General features: G+C 41.2%; 17 protein-coding genes. 3 read left to right on the top strand and 14 right to left on the bottom strand.

Annotated features, from left to right (window positions below; all coding sequences use genetic code 11):
• Positions 1 to 23 precede the first annotated feature (23 nt).
• Both ACTNDS_RS01995 and ACTNDS_RS01990 read right to left on the bottom strand, forming a co-directional pair.
• Positions 24 to 2,234 carry a DNA topoisomerase III gene (locus tag ACTNDS_RS01995; RefSeq protein WP_441033064.1) on the bottom strand — a complete coding sequence of 737 codons (2,211 nt, stop codon included), beginning with the start codon at positions 2,232 to 2,234 and terminating at the stop codon, positions 24 to 26.
• A 163-nt stretch (positions 2,235 to 2,397) separates the two neighbouring features.
• A complete protein-coding gene (locus ACTNDS_RS01990; protein WP_441033061.1) occupies positions 2,398 to 3,078 on the bottom strand; it encodes a response regulator transcription factor in 681 nt (226 codons plus the stop codon).
• A 261-nt stretch (positions 3,079 to 3,339) separates the two neighbouring features.
• Between ACTNDS_RS01990 and ACTNDS_RS01985 the strand changes: the two genes are divergently transcribed.
• Positions 3,340 to 4,023, top strand: a complete 684-nt coding sequence (locus tag ACTNDS_RS01985; protein ID WP_441033058.1) for a phosphatase PAP2 family protein — start codon at positions 3,340 to 3,342, stop codon at positions 4,021 to 4,023.
• 118 nt (positions 4,024 to 4,141) lie between these two features.
• Here ACTNDS_RS01985 and ACTNDS_RS01980 read toward each other — a convergent pair whose 3' ends face one another.
• From ACTNDS_RS01980 to ACTNDS_RS01950, 7 genes are all read right to left on the bottom strand, one after another.
• Positions 4,142 to 5,158, bottom strand: a complete 1,017-nt coding sequence (locus ACTNDS_RS01980; RefSeq protein ID WP_441033055.1) for a glycosyltransferase family 2 protein — start codon at positions 5,156 to 5,158, stop codon at positions 4,142 to 4,144.
• Positions 5,155 to 6,210: an A/G-specific adenine glycosylase gene (gene mutY, locus ACTNDS_RS01975; protein WP_441033052.1), complete on the bottom strand. Its 1,056-nt coding sequence runs from the start codon at positions 6,208 to 6,210 to the stop codon at positions 5,155 to 5,157. The genes ACTNDS_RS01980 and mutY overlap by 4 nt, the downstream gene beginning before the upstream one ends.
• A 173-nt stretch (positions 6,211 to 6,383) precedes the next feature.
• Positions 6,384 to 6,680 carry a DUF3784 domain-containing protein gene (locus tag ACTNDS_RS01970; protein WP_303242042.1) on the bottom strand — a complete coding sequence of 99 codons (297 nt, stop codon included), beginning with the start codon at positions 6,678 to 6,680 and terminating at the stop codon, positions 6,384 to 6,386.
• Between the two features lie 63 nt (positions 6,681 to 6,743).
• The gene (locus ACTNDS_RS01965; RefSeq protein WP_303242041.1) at positions 6,744 to 8,309 is read right to left on the bottom strand and encodes a L,D-transpeptidase family protein; all 1,566 of its coding nucleotides are present in this window, start codon (positions 8,307 to 8,309) and stop codon (positions 6,744 to 6,746) included.
• A 182-nt stretch (positions 8,310 to 8,491) separates the two neighbouring features.
• Positions 8,492 to 10,033 (bottom strand): 2,3-bisphosphoglycerate-independent phosphoglycerate mutase, encoded by a 1,542-nt coding sequence (gpmI, locus tag ACTNDS_RS01960; protein WP_173742926.1) that lies wholly within the window; start codon positions 10,031 to 10,033, stop codon positions 8,492 to 8,494.
• 158 nt (positions 10,034 to 10,191) lie between these two features.
• The gene (locus ACTNDS_RS01955; RefSeq protein WP_441033048.1) at positions 10,192 to 11,487 is read right to left on the bottom strand and encodes a homoserine dehydrogenase; all 1,296 of its coding nucleotides are present in this window, start codon (positions 11,485 to 11,487) and stop codon (positions 10,192 to 10,194) included.
• 132 nt (positions 11,488 to 11,619) lie between these two features.
• A complete protein-coding gene (locus ACTNDS_RS01950) occupies positions 11,620 to 11,850 on the bottom strand; it encodes a hypothetical protein (RefSeq protein WP_433844956.1) in 231 nt (76 codons plus the stop codon).
• A 104-nt stretch (positions 11,851 to 11,954) separates the two neighbouring features.
• Between ACTNDS_RS01950 and ACTNDS_RS01945 the strand changes: the two genes are divergently transcribed.
• Complete coding sequence (locus ACTNDS_RS01945) at positions 11,955 to 12,188, top strand: helix-turn-helix domain-containing protein (RefSeq protein ID WP_019162302.1); 234 nt, start codon at positions 11,955 to 11,957, stop codon at positions 12,186 to 12,188.
• Positions 12,189 to 12,227: 39 nt separating this feature from the next.
• Here ACTNDS_RS01945 and ACTNDS_RS01940 read toward each other — a convergent pair whose 3' ends face one another.
• The 5 genes from ACTNDS_RS01940 to gap all read right to left on the bottom strand — a co-directional run bounded on the left by ACTNDS_RS01940 (position 12,228) and on the right by gap (position 17,739).
• Positions 12,228 to 12,758, bottom strand: a complete 531-nt coding sequence (locus ACTNDS_RS01940; RefSeq protein ID WP_441033043.1) for a GNAT family N-acetyltransferase — start codon at positions 12,756 to 12,758, stop codon at positions 12,228 to 12,230.
• 40 nt (positions 12,759 to 12,798) lie between these two features.
• Positions 12,799 to 14,001: a 23S rRNA (uracil(1939)-C(5))-methyltransferase RlmD gene (gene rlmD, locus ACTNDS_RS01935; protein WP_303242037.1), complete on the bottom strand. Its 1,203-nt coding sequence runs from the start codon at positions 13,999 to 14,001 to the stop codon at positions 12,799 to 12,801.
• Between the two features lie 632 nt (positions 14,002 to 14,633).
• Positions 14,634 to 15,383: a triose-phosphate isomerase gene (gene tpiA / locus ACTNDS_RS01930; protein ID WP_441033040.1), complete on the bottom strand. Its 750-nt coding sequence runs from the start codon at positions 15,381 to 15,383 to the stop codon at positions 14,634 to 14,636.
• Positions 15,384 to 15,416: 33 nt separating this feature from the next.
• Positions 15,417 to 16,610 (bottom strand): phosphoglycerate kinase, encoded by a 1,194-nt coding sequence (locus tag ACTNDS_RS01925; RefSeq protein ID WP_441033037.1) that lies wholly within the window; start codon positions 16,608 to 16,610, stop codon positions 15,417 to 15,419.
• 109 nt (positions 16,611 to 16,719) lie between these two features.
• Complete coding sequence (gene gap / locus ACTNDS_RS01920) at positions 16,720 to 17,739, bottom strand: type I glyceraldehyde-3-phosphate dehydrogenase (protein WP_441033035.1); 1,020 nt, start codon at positions 17,737 to 17,739, stop codon at positions 16,720 to 16,722.
• A gap of 224 nt (positions 17,740 to 17,963) precedes the next feature.
• Here gap and ACTNDS_RS01915 point away from each other — a divergent pair, with 224 nt between their 5' ends.
• On the top strand, positions 17,964 to 18,782 hold the full coding sequence (locus tag ACTNDS_RS01915; protein WP_441033032.1) for a histidinol-phosphatase HisJ family protein: 819 nt from the start codon (positions 17,964 to 17,966) through the stop codon (positions 18,780 to 18,782).

Here is an 18,782-nt window from a genome sequence, read left to right as displayed (position 1 = left end):
TCTTGGTATCATCTTGTTTTTAATCAGTTATTTATTTGTCCCTTTAATCCTGCCAGCGCCTGTGCAAATGCATTGTTCACCGGCTCTTTGGCTTCTTTCTGTTGCTGCCTCATATATTTCTGAACATCACGTTTATTCACTCCTGCCCCTTCTTTGGCTCTTCGCGCCTGAAAAGCAGAAAGTTTTTCTTTATATCCGCAGCCGCAGATAAAGGTCTCTTCTTTGCCTTTGACATACATTTCCATTCGTTTATGGCACTTGGGGCAACGGGCATTTGTTGTTCTGGATACCGTTTCTCTGTAACCACATTCTCTGTCCTGGCATACCAGCATCTTTGCATTCTTTCCGCTCACTGCCAATAGCTTCTTTCCACAGTTGGGACAAATCTTGTTTGTAAGATTATCATGGCGGAAAGTTCCCTGTCCTGTTTTAATCTCTTCCACAATATCACAGGTATAATTTCGGATTTCTTTGAGAAATACCTCCTGCTTTATCCTGCCTTTGGCGATATTTCCAAGTTTCATCTCCCAGTCTGCTGTCAGTTCCGGCTTGCGCAGTTCCTCCGGTACCAGCTCCAGAAGCTGTTTTGCCTTGGAGGTCAGGTAGATTTCATTTCCTTTTTTTTCCATCAGGAAACTGTTAAAAAGCTTCTCTATGATATCCGCCCTTGTTGCAACTGTTCCAAGTCCGCCTGTTTCCCCAAGCGTCTTGGCCGCTTTCGCATCATGGCTTTCCATATACCGCACCGGATTCTCCATTGCAGCAAGAAGTGTAGCTTCTGTAAATCTTGCAGGCGGTTTTGTCTTACCTGTATTCATAGATACATTTTCAATATACAGCTTCTCACCTTTTTTCATCTGAGGAAGCTTCTGGTCCTTCAAAAGCTTTCCTTCCTCGGCCGGCTCAAGGTCCTCCTCTACATCCGTATTTTCGTATACTTCTTTCCAGCCTGCACTTTTCACAACTTTTCCGCTGGCCGCAAACATTTCTCCTGCAGCCATTCCTTCCATGCTTACCTGCTCATAAACAAAGGGTGGATACAGTACACTTAAAAATCTGCGAACTACCATATCATAGATTTTCCGTTCTTCATTTGTCATATGATCAAGCTGGACAAACTGCTCCGTAGGAATAATTGCATGATGGTCACTGACCTTTTTATCATCCACAAAACTTCCATTTGCACGGATTGGCTGATTCATCAAAACACCTGCCAATTTTCTGTAGGGTCCCACTGCACAAGCCTTCAGGCGTTCTTTGATCGTAGGAACAATATCCTTTCCGATATATCTGGAATCTGTTCTCGGATAAGTGAGAACTTTATGATTTTCATACAAACGCTGCATAATATTCAGTGTCTGCTTTGCCGAATATCCATATCTCTGATTTGCTTCTCTCTGCAGCGTAGTAAGATCATATAACCCCGGTGCAAAAGTTTTCTTTTCTTTACTGGTTATTGAGTTCACTTCCAGAAACTGATTTCTGAGAACATTGGAAAGCTCCTCCGCTCGTTCTTTATTAAAGGTTCTGAAGCTCTTACTCTTTGGCTCTTTCCAAGTCCAGGTCACCTCTCCTGCCTTCAGAGTAAGTCCGTAATATTCCTTTGGCTTAAATGCACGGATCTCTTCTTCCCGTTTCGCGATCATTGCCAGAGTAGGAGTCTGCACACGCCCACAGGAAAGCTGGGCATTATATTTACAGGTAAGTGCTCTGGTACCATTCATCCCTACCAGCCAGTCTGCTTCTGCTCTGGCTACAGCAGCCCTGTACAGGTTATCGTACTCATGTCCGTTTTTCAGATTTGCAAATCCTTCTTTAATGGCCTTATCAGTAACAGAAGATATCCACAGTCTGCGAATAGATTTATGACAATCTGCCTTATCCAGAATCCATCTTGCCACCAGTTCTCCCTCTCTGCCGGCATCTGTGGCAATAATAATGTCTTTGATATCTTTGCGATAAAGCTGGGTTTTGACTGCATTATATTGTTTACCGGTCTGACGGATTACTACCAGCTTCATTTTATCCGGCAGCATAGGGAGAGCTGACATTTCCCACTTTGTATATTTTTTATCGTATTCCTCCGGATCTGCCAGGGTGACCAGATGTCCCAGTGCCCAGGTAACTACGTATTCCTTTCCTTCCAACGTTCCGTTACCTTTTTGTGTACAATGAAGCACTCTGGCTATATCCCTGGCCACAGAAGGTTTCTCTGCGATGACTAATGATTTCATTTTTTCACTCCTTATTCCGCCATTTTCAACTCAAAGTATAGCATAGAACCTGCTTACATTCTACCTTTTATTTTTATGATAAATAAAGTCAGGGACAAAGCAAATTTCATCCCTGACTTCATATATGTAAAGCGGACATTCGCGATCTGCGTTCAATATATTGCTATGCGTGAAGTGTGCAGTAATCAATTTTATATCCAACACCGCGTACTGTCTCTATCAGATCCCCGGCAGTTCCCAGTTTTTGTCGAAGAGTCCGGATATGTACATCCACAGTCCTGCTTTCTCCGTCAAACTCATATCCCCAGACCTGATTCAACAGCTGGGTTCTGGAGAGTACTGTACCACTGTTTTTCAGAAGAAGACACAATACCTCATATTCCTTAAGAGTCAGATTTACATTCTGTCTGTCCACAGTTACCACATGCCTGGAAGGACATACATACAGATTTGCCGCCTGATACTCCTCAGCACCTGCATCCTCACTTCTGCGGAGAAGTGCACGGATCCTGGAAATCAGCTCCATCATACGGAAAGGTTTGGGAATATAATCATCTGCCCCGCTGTCCAGTCCGATCACTGTGTCATACTCACTGCCTCTGGCTGTCAGCATGATAACCGGAAGTCTCCGCGTATTCGGCCGTACACGTAATTTCTTCAGAATGGTAATTCCATCCTCCTCCGGAAGCATCACATCCAAAAGCAGCAGAGACGGCAGCTCTTTTTCCAATTCTTTCCAAAATAAAGAAGGACGTTCAAAACCCTTTGCTTCATATCCCTGGCTTTTCAAAGTATAAATTACAAGTTCACGGATGCTTTCATCATCTTCTAACAGATATATCATAATAATTCCTTTCTGAATTCATATTTCTTTGATTATTTTTTACTATTCTTTCGAATATATTCAGTATAAAGAAGCTACGTAAATTCTTACCCCTTCTTTGTGTTAAAATTTCGTAAAATCTACCATGTTTTTAAGATTTTTTTTATAAAAATTTTATGTATTGATCCTAAAAATTTATTTGTAAAAGTATTTCAGAAATGTTATGATTGTTTTGAAAAAAACTGTGATGTAAATTTAATCCCATTTGAAGAAGGTGAAATTTTGAAACAATTTTTATCCAAATACCGTCACGGCCTGGTAATCGGGATTTACAGTATTCTGTATATTCTGGCTTTTCATTATCTGGAATCCCGGCCCATTCACAGTTACCATATTGTACATACTGTTTTTGATGATCTGATTCCGTTCTGTGAATTTTTTATTATACCTTATTTGCTATGGTTTCCTTATATGGTCCTGGCAGTGGTATATTTTATCTTTTTCAACAAAAACAGACATGAATATTATCAGCTGATATTTAACCTGATGATGGGGATGACAATTTTCCTTATTGTATCCTATGCTTATCCCAATGCACAGCATCTCCGCCCTGTTGAATTCCCCAGGGACAACATTTTTACAGATGTAGTCAGATGGCTGTATAAAACGGATACACCTACTAATATTCTTCCCAGCATCCATGTTTTTAATTCCCTGGCCATCCATATGTCACTGACCAATTGCCAGGCCCTTCGTGGAAAGAAGAACGTACGAATTGTTTCTTTTATTCTTACAATGCTTATTATTATGTCCACTATGTTCCTGAAGCAGCATTCTGTGATTGATGTCTGTATGGGATCTACCCTTGCTCTTTTCGGTCATCTTCTTTTCTATCCGGAAAGATCCCTGTCTTTTTCCAGGAACGCCTATTACAACGAAAGAAAACGTAAAAAAAGCGAAAATTAAAAAGTTGTACAGAAATGCAAACACATTTCTGTACAACTTTTTTATTTCTATCCTATAACTGCCTTACAGTTTATCAAATCAAGCGGATATTCGCAATCCGCTTCGCTACTTGCTTGATTCAGTTAAATCCATAAAATTTCTGGCTGATTTTGTAAGCTGCCACAGACATCTTTCTGCCTCCGCGACCCGGCAGATTCATTACCCTTCCAAAAAGGCTGTGTCGAAGTTTATTGTATACAGCCCTATTCTCACTCTTAATATATTCCAGAAGCTCTTTCTTTTTCTGCAGAGATTCCTCTGTATTTGCCCTGATAAGCATGATAGATGAGATTGTTGTAATAATATCCAGATAACTAAACATATATGCTTTCAGACGTCGGTTTGTATTGCCACATTTAATATATGCATCCACCATCAGCTTATTCACACGAATCTGTTGGTCAATACGTTTGATCATTACCTTTTCATTAACTGACTGATCATCTCTGCCTATAAAATAGCGGTAAAAATTCACATCCAGATAATAAAGATTCTTTACATATGGCAACGGTTCAAAAGCAAACAGATTGTCCACATAGAAGGTATGCTTCGGCAGCTCCAGACCGCAGTCATGAAGCAGCTGTGTACGATAGATCATAGAATGCATAAGAAGATATTTGCCCTTTGGCATATGTCTTACTTCATCCCAGCCAAATATTTTGTTCTGAGGAAGGCATCTACGGTACTGCATGACTTTTTTGCGTGTTGCTCCCTGTTTCTCATATACAAAATTGCTGATAAGAAGGTCTACTGTTTCAGGTCCACGCAACAGCTCATACAAAGTTTTCAAAATGCTGATATAGGCTTCCTTATTTACCCAGTCATCACTGTCCACAACTTTAAAATACAAACCTGTAGCATTCCTGATTCCTGCATTTACGGCCTCTCCATGTCCACCATTCTCCTGATGAATTGCTTTCACAATAGTAGGATATTTTTCCGCATAGGCATCTGCAATCTCTGCAGTTCTATCTGAAGATCCGTCATCCACCACAAGGATTTCTACCTCTTCTCCGCCTACGAGCAGTGATTCAATACACTTTTCCATATAATCCTGAGAATTATAACATGGAATGGTAATACTTAACAGTTTCATCTCTTTTCCTCCTTAATATATCTGGCATACGCCCCAAATGCAGATGGTATGGCGTATCTTTTTCCTGTCTGTTCTTTGTCTGCAAAAATAAGATCTTTATCTTTTGCTTTTTCCAGGGATGATACCCTGATTCTGTATGCCTCCATCCTCCATTCAATGTGGGAAAAAATATGTCTGGAAGAAGGCATTTCTTCTATATAAAGAGGATCCAGTCCCAGTTTTCTCACATACTCCAGAGCCCTCTCCCTGTCTATATGTCCAGGGACATTGGGCAACTCATACAGGCCTGCCAGAAGCCCCTTGGACGGTCGCTTTCGAAGTGCTGTTGCTTCTCCGTCCTGAATGATAAAAACTGTTTTATCCTCTTGTCTTCGTTCCTTTTTCGCTGCTTTTACAGGGAAACGATCCACAGTACCATGGCAATATGCCTGACAGAGCGAAGCTACCGGACATTCCTCACATTTTGCCATTCCATTGGGTATACACACTACAGCTCCCAATTCCATCAGGGCCTGATTGAAATCTCCCGGCTTGTCTTCAGGCATAATTTCAGACAGCTCCTCTTCTATTACTCTGCGGACTGACTGTCTGCTGATATCTCCGTTATTCTCTGTAATTCTGGTGATCACCCTGAGTACATTTCCATCTACTGCAGGAACCGATTTATGATAGGCAATGGATGCGATTGCCCCTGCCGTATAGCTCCCTATACCTTTTAACGATAAAAGTGTCTGATAATCTTCAGGAATTATTCCCTGATGTTCAGAAACCACCTGTCTGGCTGCTTCCTGCATATTCCGTACCCGGTTATAATATCCAAGCCCTTCCCAAAGCTTCAACAACTGTTCCTGAGGGCACTGAGCCAGAGCCTGTACATCCGGAAGCGCTGTGATGAATCTCTGAAAATACGGCTTTACCGCCTCCACCCTGGTCTGCTGCAGCATAATCTCAGACACCCAGGTATAATAAGCATTATTTCTGTCCCTCCAGGGTAGAATACGCTTATTTATATTGTACCATTGAAGTAATGGTATGACAATTTTTTTTAACATTTTCTTTATTTCCTTTATTCTCCCAAGATTTCAACAAAACCTTCCATGCAGCAGATCAGTTCCGTCAGTTCTCTGCACCTACGCTATAAAACGACGAGGGCGGTCAATAAAAACCGCCCTTTCTGCCTTACTGTATTTCTTTTCAATTGTTTTCCTTTTCATGAGAGATACTGTCATTTTTTACATTTTACTCTCAGATAATATACCAGTGCAATTATAATGATCAGAACCGCTACAATATATCCGATCTCTGCTGCCAAGCTTGTCGTAAACATGTCCACTGCAGATACCACTCCGATTGCGATCAGAGCCCATCCACAGCCCTTCTCCATTTTCTTTTCGTCATAAAGCTTTTTACGAACATCTGCATTTCCACCCTTCATGAAAATCTCTCCGTGTCCTGTAAGAAGCATAATTCCCACGATAAATGCAGCAGCTGTTAAAATAAGGCTTAATGAATCCATGTTCATAATTGTTTCTCCTTTGTAAATAATCAGGCTGCCTGACAGACAGCCCTTTTAATCATTCATTTTTTAATAGAAGCATACGATAGGAACACCATACTGAATAATATCATAAAGTTCTCCTGCTTTATCCGGTGGCATATTAATACATCCGTGGGAACCACCCTCAAGATATCTGTCACCGCCAAAATATGGCTGCCATGAAGCATCATGAAATCCGATTCCTCCGTTAAACGGCATCCAGTATGTGACAGGCTGTTCATATTCATATTTTCCATTTGGAAGCTGCTTTCCCCTCAAAACATCCGGACTCTTTTTATAATAGAGTGTAAAAATTCCAGCCGGGGTCTGACGGTCTGCATAGCTCATGTTTCCGGATACAATATCTGATTCAAAGATATCTTCTCCGTTCTGGTAATAATACATATGCTGCTCCGAAAGATCTACCTCAATATAAGTATTTCCAAGGTCATTCACACCATATGAATTGGCAGTCATAGAATAAACCGGATCTCTGACTGTCTGAGTACCGGACTGGATCTCCTGGGTAAGCTGAGCCACCTCAGATGCCTGGTCTATCTGCCAGCCGTAAGCAGAGCCGTATACATAAACGGTTCTTCCACTGGTAGTATGGAATTCACGTTCAGTACCTACTGTATCATGTGATGCAGCAAGCTGCGCTACATAATCTGCAATATGCTGCTGGAAGGATGCATCATCTCTGATCAACTGACCCTTCTCATCAAAATTCAGCCAGTCCTTGATCGTACTGCCATCCAAAGTCACTGTCTCATCTCCAAAAGTATAGGTGATGCTTGCTTTGGTAAAATTATTGCATGCATCCAGAGATGCCTGAAGATCTGCATTATCACTTGTCACTGCAGCCTTTGCATATACATCCGGATCACTGTTAAAATCTACCGCATCCTTATTGTCGGACACAGCTTCCGAAAGAGCATTATATGCTTCTTTTAATATCAGCTGACTTCCCTCAGTCTCAGGAACAATTTCAAACTGAGACTCCCCATAAGCTACATAAGCATCCTCAGGTGCAACCTGATTCTCCTCTTGTGCACAATTCAGTGTTTTCACCTGTGCTTTCAGCTTTTCCTTGTCAAAAGTCGTATTTTCATCTGTACTGTAAATTCTGTTCTCAGTAAACCCGGTAATCCACTCATAGGGCTTCTGAGCCTTCAAAAGCTTAAGGACACTTCCGTCAGATACATATTTATAACCAATCTGGTCTCCTGATATGGTCTGGGGATCCAGGTTTCTGGAATCTACTTCAATAGAGTAATTCTCCACTTTCTTTGCAATCAGCTGCTCTACCTGATAGGCAGTCTTACCGGAACAATCTATTCCATTAATCGTTGTTCCTTCAAAAAATTTATCTGAATAATAATATGATATTCCTGCATAAGCCGTACCTGCTGCAACAAGCAGCATTCCCAACGTAATACCGGTAATTTTTAATACTTTGTGTTTATTCTTAACCGGAGGCTCATAAGGTGCAAGATCCTCATCATTAATAGGCACATAGGCGATCTTGTCCGGTCTTGCAGATTTGCGTGCTTTCATTCTTGCACCGCCGCTGCCGTCATCTGCCCTTTTCTTCTTCTCCTCTTGGTTACCCATTTATTATCTCCTCAAAATAAGTATTACAGTTAAATATACCGAAATATTTTCAGTCTCTTTATTATAACATACTTCTTCTAATTTGCATCTGTTATTCAGATTTTTTTCAAAAAAATGCAAAACCATGCACTTTTTTACAAGTGCATGGCTGCATATATCATGATCATTCTTTATTTCGAATCTTATTTTTCAATCAGAAGGCTTTTTCCTGTCATCTCTGCAGGCTGTTCCATTCCCATAAGCTGGATCATTGTAGGAACAATATCTGCCAGGCATCCACCCTCGCGGAGAGTATATTTCGGATCTGCATTTACAAGAATAAATGGTACAGGGTTTGTAGTATGAGCAGTCCATGGTTCACCTGTCTCATAATCGATCAGCTGTTCTGCATTACCATGATCCGCACAAATAAACATCTGTCCGTCAACTTCTTTCAGTGCCTTTACAGCTTTACCTACGCATTCATCTACAGTCTCAACAGCCTTGATCGCAGCTGCCTCCACACCTGTATGTCCAACCATATCCGGATTTGCAAAATTGATCACGATCACATCATATTTATCAGCTTTGATGGCCTCAACCAGTTTTTCGCATACCTGAGGAGCACTCATCTCAGGCTGAAGATCATAGGTTGCAACCTTCGGAGATTTCACGAGGATTCTGTCCTCACCTTTGTTTGGCTCTTCTACACCACCGTTAAAGAAGAAGGTTACATGGGCATATTTCTCTGTCTCAGCAATACGGGCCTGAGTCATATTATGTGCTGCCAGATATTCTCCAAATGTGTTCTTCAGCTGAACCTTATGGAAAGCTACCAGCTTGTTCTGGATGGTATCATCATAATCTGTAAAGCATACAAAAGTTACATGAGGTCTTGTTTTTCTCTCAAAGCCTTTAAACTCATCATCACAGAATGCTCTTGTGATCTCACGGGCACGGTCAGGACGGAAATTAAAGAACACTACTGAATCTTTATCAGATATCACTGCAACCGGTTTTCCCTCTTTCTCGATCACTGTAGGAAGAACAAATTCATCTGTCTTATCATTGTCATAAGAAGCCTGAACTGCCTCAGGTGCAGCAGTTCCCTTAACACCTTCTCCAGAAGTAAGAGCATTATATGCAAGCTCTACACGATCCCAGCGATTGTCACGATCCATTGCATAATAACGTCCGGATACAGAAGCAATCTCACCTACACCGATTTTCTTCATCTCAGCTTCCAGCTGTTCTACAAATTCCTTGCCTGATGCAGGAGGTGTATCACGTCCATCCAGGAAGCAGTGTACATAAACTTTGCTGACTCCCTCTCTTTTTGCCATCTCCAAAAGTCCATACAGATGTGTATTATGGCTGTGTACACCACCATCAGAAAGCAGTCCCATAAAATGAACTGCGGAATCATTTTCCCTTGCATTTTTCATTGCTGCCAGAAGAGCTTCATTCTTAAAGAAATCTCCATCCTGAATCTCTTTGGTGATTCTTGTAAGCTCCTGATATACAATACGGCCGGCACCCATATTCATGTGACCTACCTCTGAGTTACCCATCTGTCCGTCCGGAAGGCCGACTGCCAGTCCGGAAGCATTCCCCTTTACAAAAGGATACTCTGCCATCAGCTTGTCCATTACAGGTGTTTTCGCTTCATAAACAGCATTGCCTTCTTTTCTGTCATTTAATCCATAACCATCAAGGATCATTAATACAGTTGGTTTTTTACTCATAATATTCTCCTTTATATTGTGACTTTATAACTGTATCCTGCATTTTAACTTTGTAGGATATACAGTCTATATCTTTTTCATGTTTCCTACTATATAGTATCAAAAATAGAAAATTTTTCAATTCTTTTCTTTATAAAATCTTTCCGGATTTTTTTACATTATTTACCATACACCCGGATAATCGTGGAAATCTTACGAACAGAGTCTCTGTTCCGGATTTCTTCTATAGCAGTACGGAAATCGCCTTCTCTTACCTTTTCCGTAATCACAACAACCTCCGCACATCCCTCAACTTTGGTATCTTTCTGGATGATCTGGGCTACACTGACCTGATATTTTGCAAAAATCGCTGTCATTTCCGCCAGCACACCACAACGATCCTCTACCTTCAGGCGAAGGAAATAACGGTTATGAGTATCCTCCATCTTCTTCACCGGAATCTGCTTGTAACAGGTACAGCCAATCCGACCACTGCAGCCTGCCAGTATGTTGCGCACAACATCAAAAACATCTCCTACAACAGCACTGGCTGTAGGAAGCTCTCCTGCTCCCCGTCCAAAGAACATAGCATCCTCTACTGCATCTCCGTGTACAAATACGGCATTATAAGAATCGTTTACTGTAGCAAGAGGATGAGTGCTTGGAATCAGCATCGGGCAGACATATGCTTCAATACCGTCTTCCGTATTTCTGGCAACTCCCAAAAGCTTAATAGCCCTGCCCATTTCTTTTGCATAATGGATATCCTTGGATGTGATCTTTGCAATCCCCTCTGTGTAAACATCATTAAACACTACTCTGGAATTAAACGCTACAGAAGCAAGAATAGCGACCTTACGTCCGGCATCCAGTCCCTCAATGTCAGCAGTGGGATCTGCCTCCGCATATCCCAGCTCTGTAGCCAGAGCAAGAGCATCCTTAAACTCCATTCCTTCCTGAGACATCTTGGTCAGAATAAAGTTTGTCGTACCATTTACAATTCCCATAACCTCTGTCATATGGTTTCCTGCAAGACACTGTTTCAGCGGACGGATGATAGGAATTCCTCCGGCAACTGCCGCTTCAAACAGGAAATCAACCTTCTTCGCATGTGCAGCATCCAGAAGCTCATGTCCATGGACAGCAATCAGATCTTTGTTGGCAGTTACCACATGCTTTCCTGCCTTTAATGCCTGAAGAATATATTCTCTGGCAGGATTGATTCCACCGATCAGTTCTATTACGATTTCAATTTCCGGATCCTCTAAAATACTTTCCCAACTGTTAGTGAGTACGGAAGGATCCTTTACCTTTGCAGCAGCTTTCTCTATATTTCTGACAAGAATTCTGGTGATTTCTACCTTACAGCCAACTTTGGCTGACATTTCCTCTTCCTGGCTTTTCAGTACCTTGTACACACCGGTTCCTACTGTTCCCAGTCCCAACAGTGCGGCTTTGATGACTCTATCACTCATTTTCCGGAGTTCCCCTTTCTGCCTGTATCTTCTTTCATTTTTTTAATGGATATTCTCAATCCGCTTTGATTAAGTAAAGCTGTTTTTTATAGTAGGGCAGAATCCGTCATTTGTCAAGTTCGTCTGCGTTTTTCAGCAATTTATCTGTGCCTCCAATTCCCGGAGTTTTTTCTCCTGCCACCTGATATACATTCCTCCCCCCACAAGCAGTCCTGTCAGGCATAGCACAACCCCCACTGCCAGACCAATATATTGCATCTTCCCTTTCTTTTGAGCCGGTGCACCAGTGATCAGGCACCGAAGCATGCATCCGTCAAAAAGCGCAGTAATTCCTGCTGTCATTACACATTTCCATTTGTTCATGAATGCCTCTCCTTCCCATAGTGTCTTTATAAAGACACTATTCTTTCTCTTATTTTACCGTGATAATAAGACTATATCAAGAACAAAACGGACGGTTTATACAAATGATAAGCTATGACAGATTTTGGGAAACGCTAAAAAAGCGGGGGCTGACCCAGTATGACCTGTATACCACCTACGGTATACATCGTTCACTTCTGGACAGGCTCCGCCATAATCAGAATATCGAAATCCTTACTCTGGATCATCTGTGTGCTATTCTCGATTGTAATTTCAGTGACATCGTAGAGCACCTTCCAGATGATGATGAAAAAAATAAAACCTATTACACTCTCTGATGGATTTCTTTTTTATATTTTTATTTCATTAAAAGTTTGTTATTCAAAAGAACATTTTGTACTTTGCAAACCATCTGCATCGTTCTTTTCATCTGTTTTTGTTTTCTGAAATGCCATCCATCCGTTTTTTCCCTGCATTTCAAAGGTTCCGCAATAACTGAACCCACATTTTTTCAAAAGTCTCTGCATAGGATAATTATCCTTATAAGTATCTATCCTCACATTCGGAAACTGTTGGTATGCCCAGTTCAGGCAAAAGGCTGCTGCCCCCTTTGCAATTCCTGTGGAAGCAATTCTGTGAACCACTGCATAAGGACTTTCATTCAGCCATTTCCCCTCAATGTTGCTATAGCATTCCTCGTTCTCAACTGCATAATAAAAAACGCAGGCCAGCTGGTCTCCTTCCATGCATAAATAGGTTTTATCCAGCGTTCTTTCTACCAGTTCCCGAGGTGGGTAGGATTCTCCCCACTGATCTCCATTATTATGAGTTCTCATAAATTCTCTGGCATTATTATAAACATCCAATACTTTTTTCAAATCTACTGAAGTTGCTTTTTGTATTCTCATCTTTTCTATCTATAGCAATCCTCGTAAATAATGCATTATTTTAGAGGATTGCTATAGTACTTGTCCTTTCTGTAAATTGCTTTGTAAGAAGGCAAACGACTTCACAATGTTCTGTGAAGCTGAACATGTCTACCGGCTGTATTTTCCGAGTCACATATCCATGCTTTGTGAGAAATTCCAGATCCCTGGCCAAAGTATCAGGTCCGCAGGAAATATAAACGATCCTGGAAGGTCCCAGTTTTACCATAGATGTCAGGAACTTTTCCGTGCTGCCGGTACGGGGCGGATCCATAAATACCACATCTGCCCTTTCCCCCTCTGACACCATTCCTTCCATAAATTCTCCTGCATCTCCCTGATAGAATCTGGCGTTTGTAATTTTGTTTTCCCTGGCATTTACGATTGCATCCCGAACAGCATTTTTATTCAGCTCTATGCCAATCACTTCCCTGGCTTTTCCTGCTGCCACCAGACCAATAGTTCCAATTCCGCAATAAGCATCGATGACCCGTTCTTTCCTGCCCAGACCAGCATATTCAATAGCTGTTTTATAGAGTAGTTCTGTCTGCACAGGATTTACCTGATAAAAGGATTGGGGTGAAATGCGGAAAGTACAGCCGCAAAGTCTGTCTCTGATAAAACCTTTTCCATAGAGCACGATATCACGTTCCCCCAGAACCATACTGGTTTTTTTATCATTTACATTCAGAACTACTGTAGATATCTGTGGGAACTTCTTACGCAGAGCCTTTACAAAATTATTCTTGGATGGAAAAATCGGAGAGGCCACAACCAGAACCACCATAATTTCATCTGTTGAAAACCCTCTCCTGACCAGTACATGGCGAAGCAACCCATATCCTGTATCCTCATCGTAGGTTTTGATTCTGAAAGATTTCAACATATCTCTGATCGCCCGGATAATTTCCTGGCTGGTTTTATCTTCAATCATGCACTCCTCAACAGGAACCACTCTGTGTGTTCCTGCCTCATAGGTTCCGCAGATGATGTTTCCTTTTTTATCTCTGTCAAATACAGCATGTACTTTATTTCTGTAATAAAAGGGGTTCTCCATTCCAATAATCGGTTTCACATTGCCATATTTCTTCAAAAGCTTATTCATATTTTTCTGTTTGATTTTGATCTGCTCTGTATAGGGGACTCCCTGAAACTGACAGCCGCCGCATTTTTTCCATACCTTACATTTCTCAGGTAACTGTGGTTTTTCTCTCTTTTCTTCCATTTATAACAACCTTTCCTATTTGCAATAAGGCGGACCCAAGCGGATATTCGCCTATAATCTCTGCATCATTATAGCAAGTCCTTCAAATATTCGCAATCCACATTCTCGCTATTTTCCAGATGTTTTCCAGGCATCAAAGTCGAATATTGTATATTTTTGTCGAAATGTTTTTGGAAGAATTATGTTGTAATCCGTAGACCAATGTAGAAAAATATGTTATACTTTGTACATACCAAAGAGAAATATCGTTACTGTTCACTCCGTTCTCAGTAACGTTGCCAAAATTCATTTCAAATTGCCTACGGCAATGGAATTTTGGCTTGTATGTCTCGGGATTTTGGCATATTCATGCCAAAACACCTCGCGGGATAATAGCATGTGAACAGCAACGAAATATCAACAGCGCAAAGGATAAACAGTTCAAATTACAAATGACAGCAACTCACCAGTACAAAGGATAAAATTTTCAGAAATCTGAATATTACAGAACTGCAGATACACTTTCCAAAATACTAATGATAAAACTTAAGGCTTCCGGCATAATAACCGGAAGCCTTTTTCTGTCATTTTTTATCTCAAAAATGTATCAGTATATTATTTCTCGTTTGGACACATTAGCTAAATCTAGCTATTTATTTATAATTTACGATCTGACCGAATTCTTCTTTCAGAGAAGCACCACCAACAAGACCGCCATCAATGTCTGCCTGAGCAAACAGATCTGCTGCTGTCTTGGAGTTTACAGAACCGCCGTACTGGATACGGATAGCTGCTGCTGTAGCATCATCATAGATCTCAGCGATGCATTTACGGATTTCACCGCAAACTTCCTGAGCCTGCTCAGTTGTAGCTGTTTTGCCTGTTCCGATTGCCCAGATTGGCTCATAAGCGATAACTGCTGTCTTAGCCTGATCTGCTGTAACACCCTGGAATCCAACTTTAACCTGCTGACGGATGAAGTCCATTGTCACGCCCTGCTCTCTCTGAGTAAGAGTTTCGCCGCAGCACATGATAGGTGTGATTCCGTGTTCAAAAGCTTTGAGGATTTTCTTGTTAACATCTTCGTTTGTTTCTCCGAAGTATTCTCTTCTTTCGGAATGTCCGAGAACAACATATTTTACACCAGCATCTACCAACATGTTCGGAGAGATTTCTCCTGTATATGCACCTTTCTCTTCAAAGTACATATTCTCAGCACCAACCTGGATGTTTGTTCCTTTAGCAGCTTCTACAACCGGGATAATATCGATTGCAGGTACGCAGAATACTACATCAACTTCTTCGTTAGCTACTAATGGTTTTAATGTTTCTACTAATTTAACTGCCTCGCTTGGTGTCATGTTCATTTTCCAGTTACCAGCGATAATTTTCTTTCTTGCCATGATAATTTATCTCCTTAATTAAACGTTCAATGTTTATTTATCATTTGCTGCTGCAACACCAGGAAGTTCTTTTCCTTCCAGGAATTCAAGAGATGCACCGCCACCTGTGGAGATGTGTGTCATCTTATCGCCATAGCCAAGGATATTAACGGCTGCTGCAGAATCACCACCACCGATGATAGTTGTAGCATCTGTATCAGCAAGTGCTTTGGCAACAGCTTCTGTACCATGAGCAAAATTCGGCATTTCGAAGCAACCCATCGGTCCGTTCCATACAACTGTCTTAGCATCTTTTACAGCATCAGCAAAAAGCTTCTCTGTTTCCGGTCCGATATCCATTCCTTCCCATCCGTCCGGAATCTCGCCACGTTTTACAACCTGAATATTGCAGTCATTGGAGAAGCTGTCACCAATTCTGTTATCTACAGGAAGAAGAAGTTTTACGCCTTTTTCTTCTGCTTTCTTCATCATGTCTAATGCATACTGAAGATAGTCATCCTCACAGAGAGACAAACCGATATGTCCGCCCATAGCTTTGGAGAATGTATAAGACATACCACCACCAATAATAAGAGTATCTACTTTATCAAGAAGGTTATTGATTACAGAGATCTTGCTGGAAACCTTAGCTCCACCAAGGATAGCAACGAATGGTCTCTCAGGATTGTTTACTGCGTTTCCAAGGAAATCGATTTCTTTCTGCATTAAGTAACCAACAACTGCTGTATCAACATATTTAGTTACACCAACGTTAGAGCAGTGTGCTCTGTGTGCTGTACCAAATGCATCATTTACAAATACATCACAAAGAGAAGCGAGTTCTTTGCTGAATTCGTCTCCGTTCTTTGTTTCTTCTGCACGGTAACGTGTATTCTCAAGCAAGATAACGTCTCCGTCTTTCATTTCAGCTACTGCTGCTTTTGCGTTTGGTCCTACTACTTCCGGGTCTGCTGCAAATTTAACTTCCTGTCCTAATAATTCGGAAAGACGTTTAGCAACCGGTGCAAGAGATAATTCCGGTTTTGGTTCTCCCTTCGGTTTTCCAAGGTGAGAGCAAAGAATGATCTTTCCACCGTCAGCGATCAGTTTCTTGATTGTAGGAAGAGCTGCAACCAGACGGTTCTCATCTGTAATCTTACCATCCTGAAGTGGAACATTGAAGTCACATCTTACAAGAACTTTTTTACCTTTTACGTTGATATCATCAACAGATTTTTTATTCAGCATTTGTGGTGCCTCCTTAATAATATTCTTTAACTGTTACAACGCGAAAAAGGTCCGGTCCTAATCAGACCGGACCCTTCGTTGGAGTCTATTCCTTTACACTTACTGAAAATTAAGCGTTCAGTAATTTACCAAAATGTTTGATTGTACGAACCATCTGGCTTGTATAAGAGTTCTCATTGTCATACCAGGAAACTACCTGTACTTCTGTTGTGCCATTCTCAAGTGGAAGAACCATTGTCTGAGTAGCATCGAACAGAGAACCAAATCTCATACCAACGATATCGCTGGATACGATTTCATCTTCGTTGTATCCGAAGGATTCGTTAGAAGCTGCTTTCATAGCTGCGTTGATCTGTTCTTTTGTTACATTACCTTCAACAACTGCTGTTAAGATTGTTGTAGAACCTGTTGGGGTAGGAACACGCTGAGCAGATCCGATTAATTTGCCGTTCAGTTCTGGGATAACAAGACCGATAGCTTTAGCAGCACCTGTGCTGTTAGGAACGATATTAACTGCAGCTGCACGAGATCTTCTTAAGTCACCTTTTCTCTGTGGTCCATCAAGTGTCATCTGATCGCCTGTGTAAGCGTGGATTGTGCACATGATACCAGATTTGATTGCAGCAAGGTCATTTAATGCTTTAGCCATTGGAGCTAAGCAGTTTGTTGTACAAGAAGCTGCGGAAATGATGTGGTCTTCTTTTGTAAGAGTTTCATGGTTTACATTGTAAACGATTGTCTTAAGGTCGTTTCCAGCCGGAGCGGAAATGATAACATGTTTAGCACCTGCATCGATATGAGCCTGAGCTTTGTCTTTGGATGTGTAGAATCCTGTACACTCAAGAACTACGTCTACGCCGATTTCTCCCCATGGAAGTTCAGCAGCGTTAGCCTTTGCATAAATTTTGATTTCTTTTCCGTCAACTGTGATGGAATCTTCTCCAGCCTGAACTGTGTCTGCAAGAGCATATCTTCCCTGTGTTGAGTCATATTTTAATAAGTGAGCAAGCATTTTAGGAGATGTTAAGTCGTTGATTGCTACGATTTCAAATCCTTCTGCTCCAAACATCTGACGGAATGCAAGACGTCCAATACGTCCAAAACCATTGATTGCAACTTTTACTGCCATGATAAAATTCCTCCTATGAATTAAGTGGTTAATCATAATAATTCTTTTGTTTGTTAAAGAATCATCAACCTATATTGTATTGTACATAATTCCAAACAAAAATTCAAGGGGATTTTATAAAAAACAATTAAAAATAAGTAAAAATTCCCATAACCTATGTTATACTGAATAATATTTTAATATACTATGGTAGATTTTCTCTACTGTTTAACAGGAGGTACAGCATGAAAAAAGGTATATTATGGGACTGTCATATGCATTCTTCTTTTTCTGCAGATTCTGACACTCCAATGGAAAACATGGTTCTGAAAGCCCTTTCTCTTGGGCTGAAGGGTGTCACTTTTACGGAACATCTGGATCCCGATTATCCTTCCACCCCGGAATCTCTTGATTTTTCTCTGGATCTATTTTCCTATAGGAAAGAGCTGCTCCGGCTGCAGGAAATCTATAAGGATAAAATACAGCTTCGTTTCGGCATTGAGCTTGGGCTCCAGCCCCAGCTTGAAAAATATTTCCGCAAGCTGACAAAGGATACGCCCTTTGACTTTGTGATCGGATCCTCCCATGTAGTCCATGGGTATGACCCTTATTATCCTGATTTTTTTGAAGGCCGCAAAGAATTCCGATGTTATATGGAATATTTTGAATCTATCCTGGAGAATCTGTCTGCTTACGATGGTTTTGATGTCTATGGACACCTTGACTATGTTGTCAGATACGGTCCTAATAAAAACCATGAATATTCCTATGGGCGATACAAGGATATCCTGGATGAAATCCTGAAGAAGCTTGTCTCCATGAATAAAGGAATTGAACTGAATGCCGGCGGATACCATTATGGTCTGGGAGAGCCAAATCCCTGCATCGACGTCATTCGCCGATACAGAGAGCTAGGCGGTGAAATCATCACTGTTGGTGCCGATGCCCACACCCCGGATAAAATCGCCTGGGAATTTGTCAAAGCCGCAAACGTATTAAACGACTGCGGATTCCGTTATTATACAATTTTCAAAAACCGTAGTCCTGAATTTCTTCCTCTGTAA

This window comes from Blautia sp. HCP3S3_C12, assembly GCF_052064155.1.
Classification (GTDB): domain Bacteria; phylum Bacillota; class Clostridia; order Lachnospirales; family Lachnospiraceae; genus Blautia_A.
Note: the sequence above shows the minus strand (reverse complement) of the source record. Positions and strands in the feature narration are given on the sequence as shown.

Coding starts and splice junctions, on each gene's coding strand:
- tpiA (WP_441033040.1), bottom strand. CDS start 15,383: ATGGCAAGAAAGAAAATTATCGCTGGTAACTGGAAAATGAACATGACA.
- ACTNDS_RS01965 (WP_303242041.1), bottom strand. CDS start 8,309: ATGGGTAACCAAGAGGAGAAGAAGAAAAGGGCAGATGACGGCAGCGGC.
- gap (WP_441033035.1), bottom strand. CDS start 17,739: ATGGCAGTAAAAGTTGCAATCAATGGTTTTGGACGTATTGGACGTCTT.
- ACTNDS_RS01945 (WP_019162302.1), top strand. CDS start 11,955: ATGATAAGCTATGACAGATTTTGGGAAACGCTAAAAAAGCGGGGGCTG.
- rlmD (WP_303242037.1), bottom strand. CDS start 14,001: ATGGAAGAAAAGAGAGAAAAACCACAGTTACCTGAGAAATGTAAGGTA.
- gpmI (WP_173742926.1), bottom strand. CDS start 10,033: ATGAGTAAAAAACCAACTGTATTAATGATCCTTGATGGTTATGGATTA.
- ACTNDS_RS01970 (WP_303242042.1), bottom strand. CDS start 6,680: ATGAACATGGATTCATTAAGCCTTATTTTAACAGCTGCTGCATTTATC.
- ACTNDS_RS01915 (WP_441033032.1), top strand. CDS start 17,964: ATGAAAAAAGGTATATTATGGGACTGTCATATGCATTCTTCTTTTTCT.
- mutY (WP_441033052.1), bottom strand. CDS start 6,210: ATGTTAAAAAAAATTGTCATACCATTACTTCAATGGTACAATATAAAT.
- ACTNDS_RS01990 (WP_441033061.1), bottom strand. CDS start 3,078: ATGATATATCTGTTAGAAGATGATGAAAGCATCCGTGAACTTGTAATT.
- ACTNDS_RS01995 (WP_441033064.1), bottom strand. CDS start 2,234: ATGAAATCATTAGTCATCGCAGAGAAACCTTCTGTGGCCAGGGATATA.
- ACTNDS_RS01940 (WP_441033043.1), bottom strand. CDS start 12,758: ATGAGAATACAAAAAGCAACTTCAGTAGATTTGAAAAAAGTATTGGAT.
- ACTNDS_RS01955 (WP_441033048.1), bottom strand. CDS start 11,487: ATGAGTGATAGAGTCATCAAAGCCGCACTGTTGGGACTGGGAACAGTA.
- ACTNDS_RS01925 (WP_441033037.1), bottom strand. CDS start 16,610: ATGCTGAATAAAAAATCTGTTGATGATATCAACGTAAAAGGTAAAAAA.
- ACTNDS_RS01950 (WP_433844956.1), bottom strand. CDS start 11,850: ATGAACAAATGGAAATGTGTAATGACAGCAGGAATTACTGCGCTTTTT.
- ACTNDS_RS01980 (WP_441033055.1), bottom strand. CDS start 5,158: ATGAAACTGTTAAGTATTACCATTCCATGTTATAATTCTCAGGATTAT.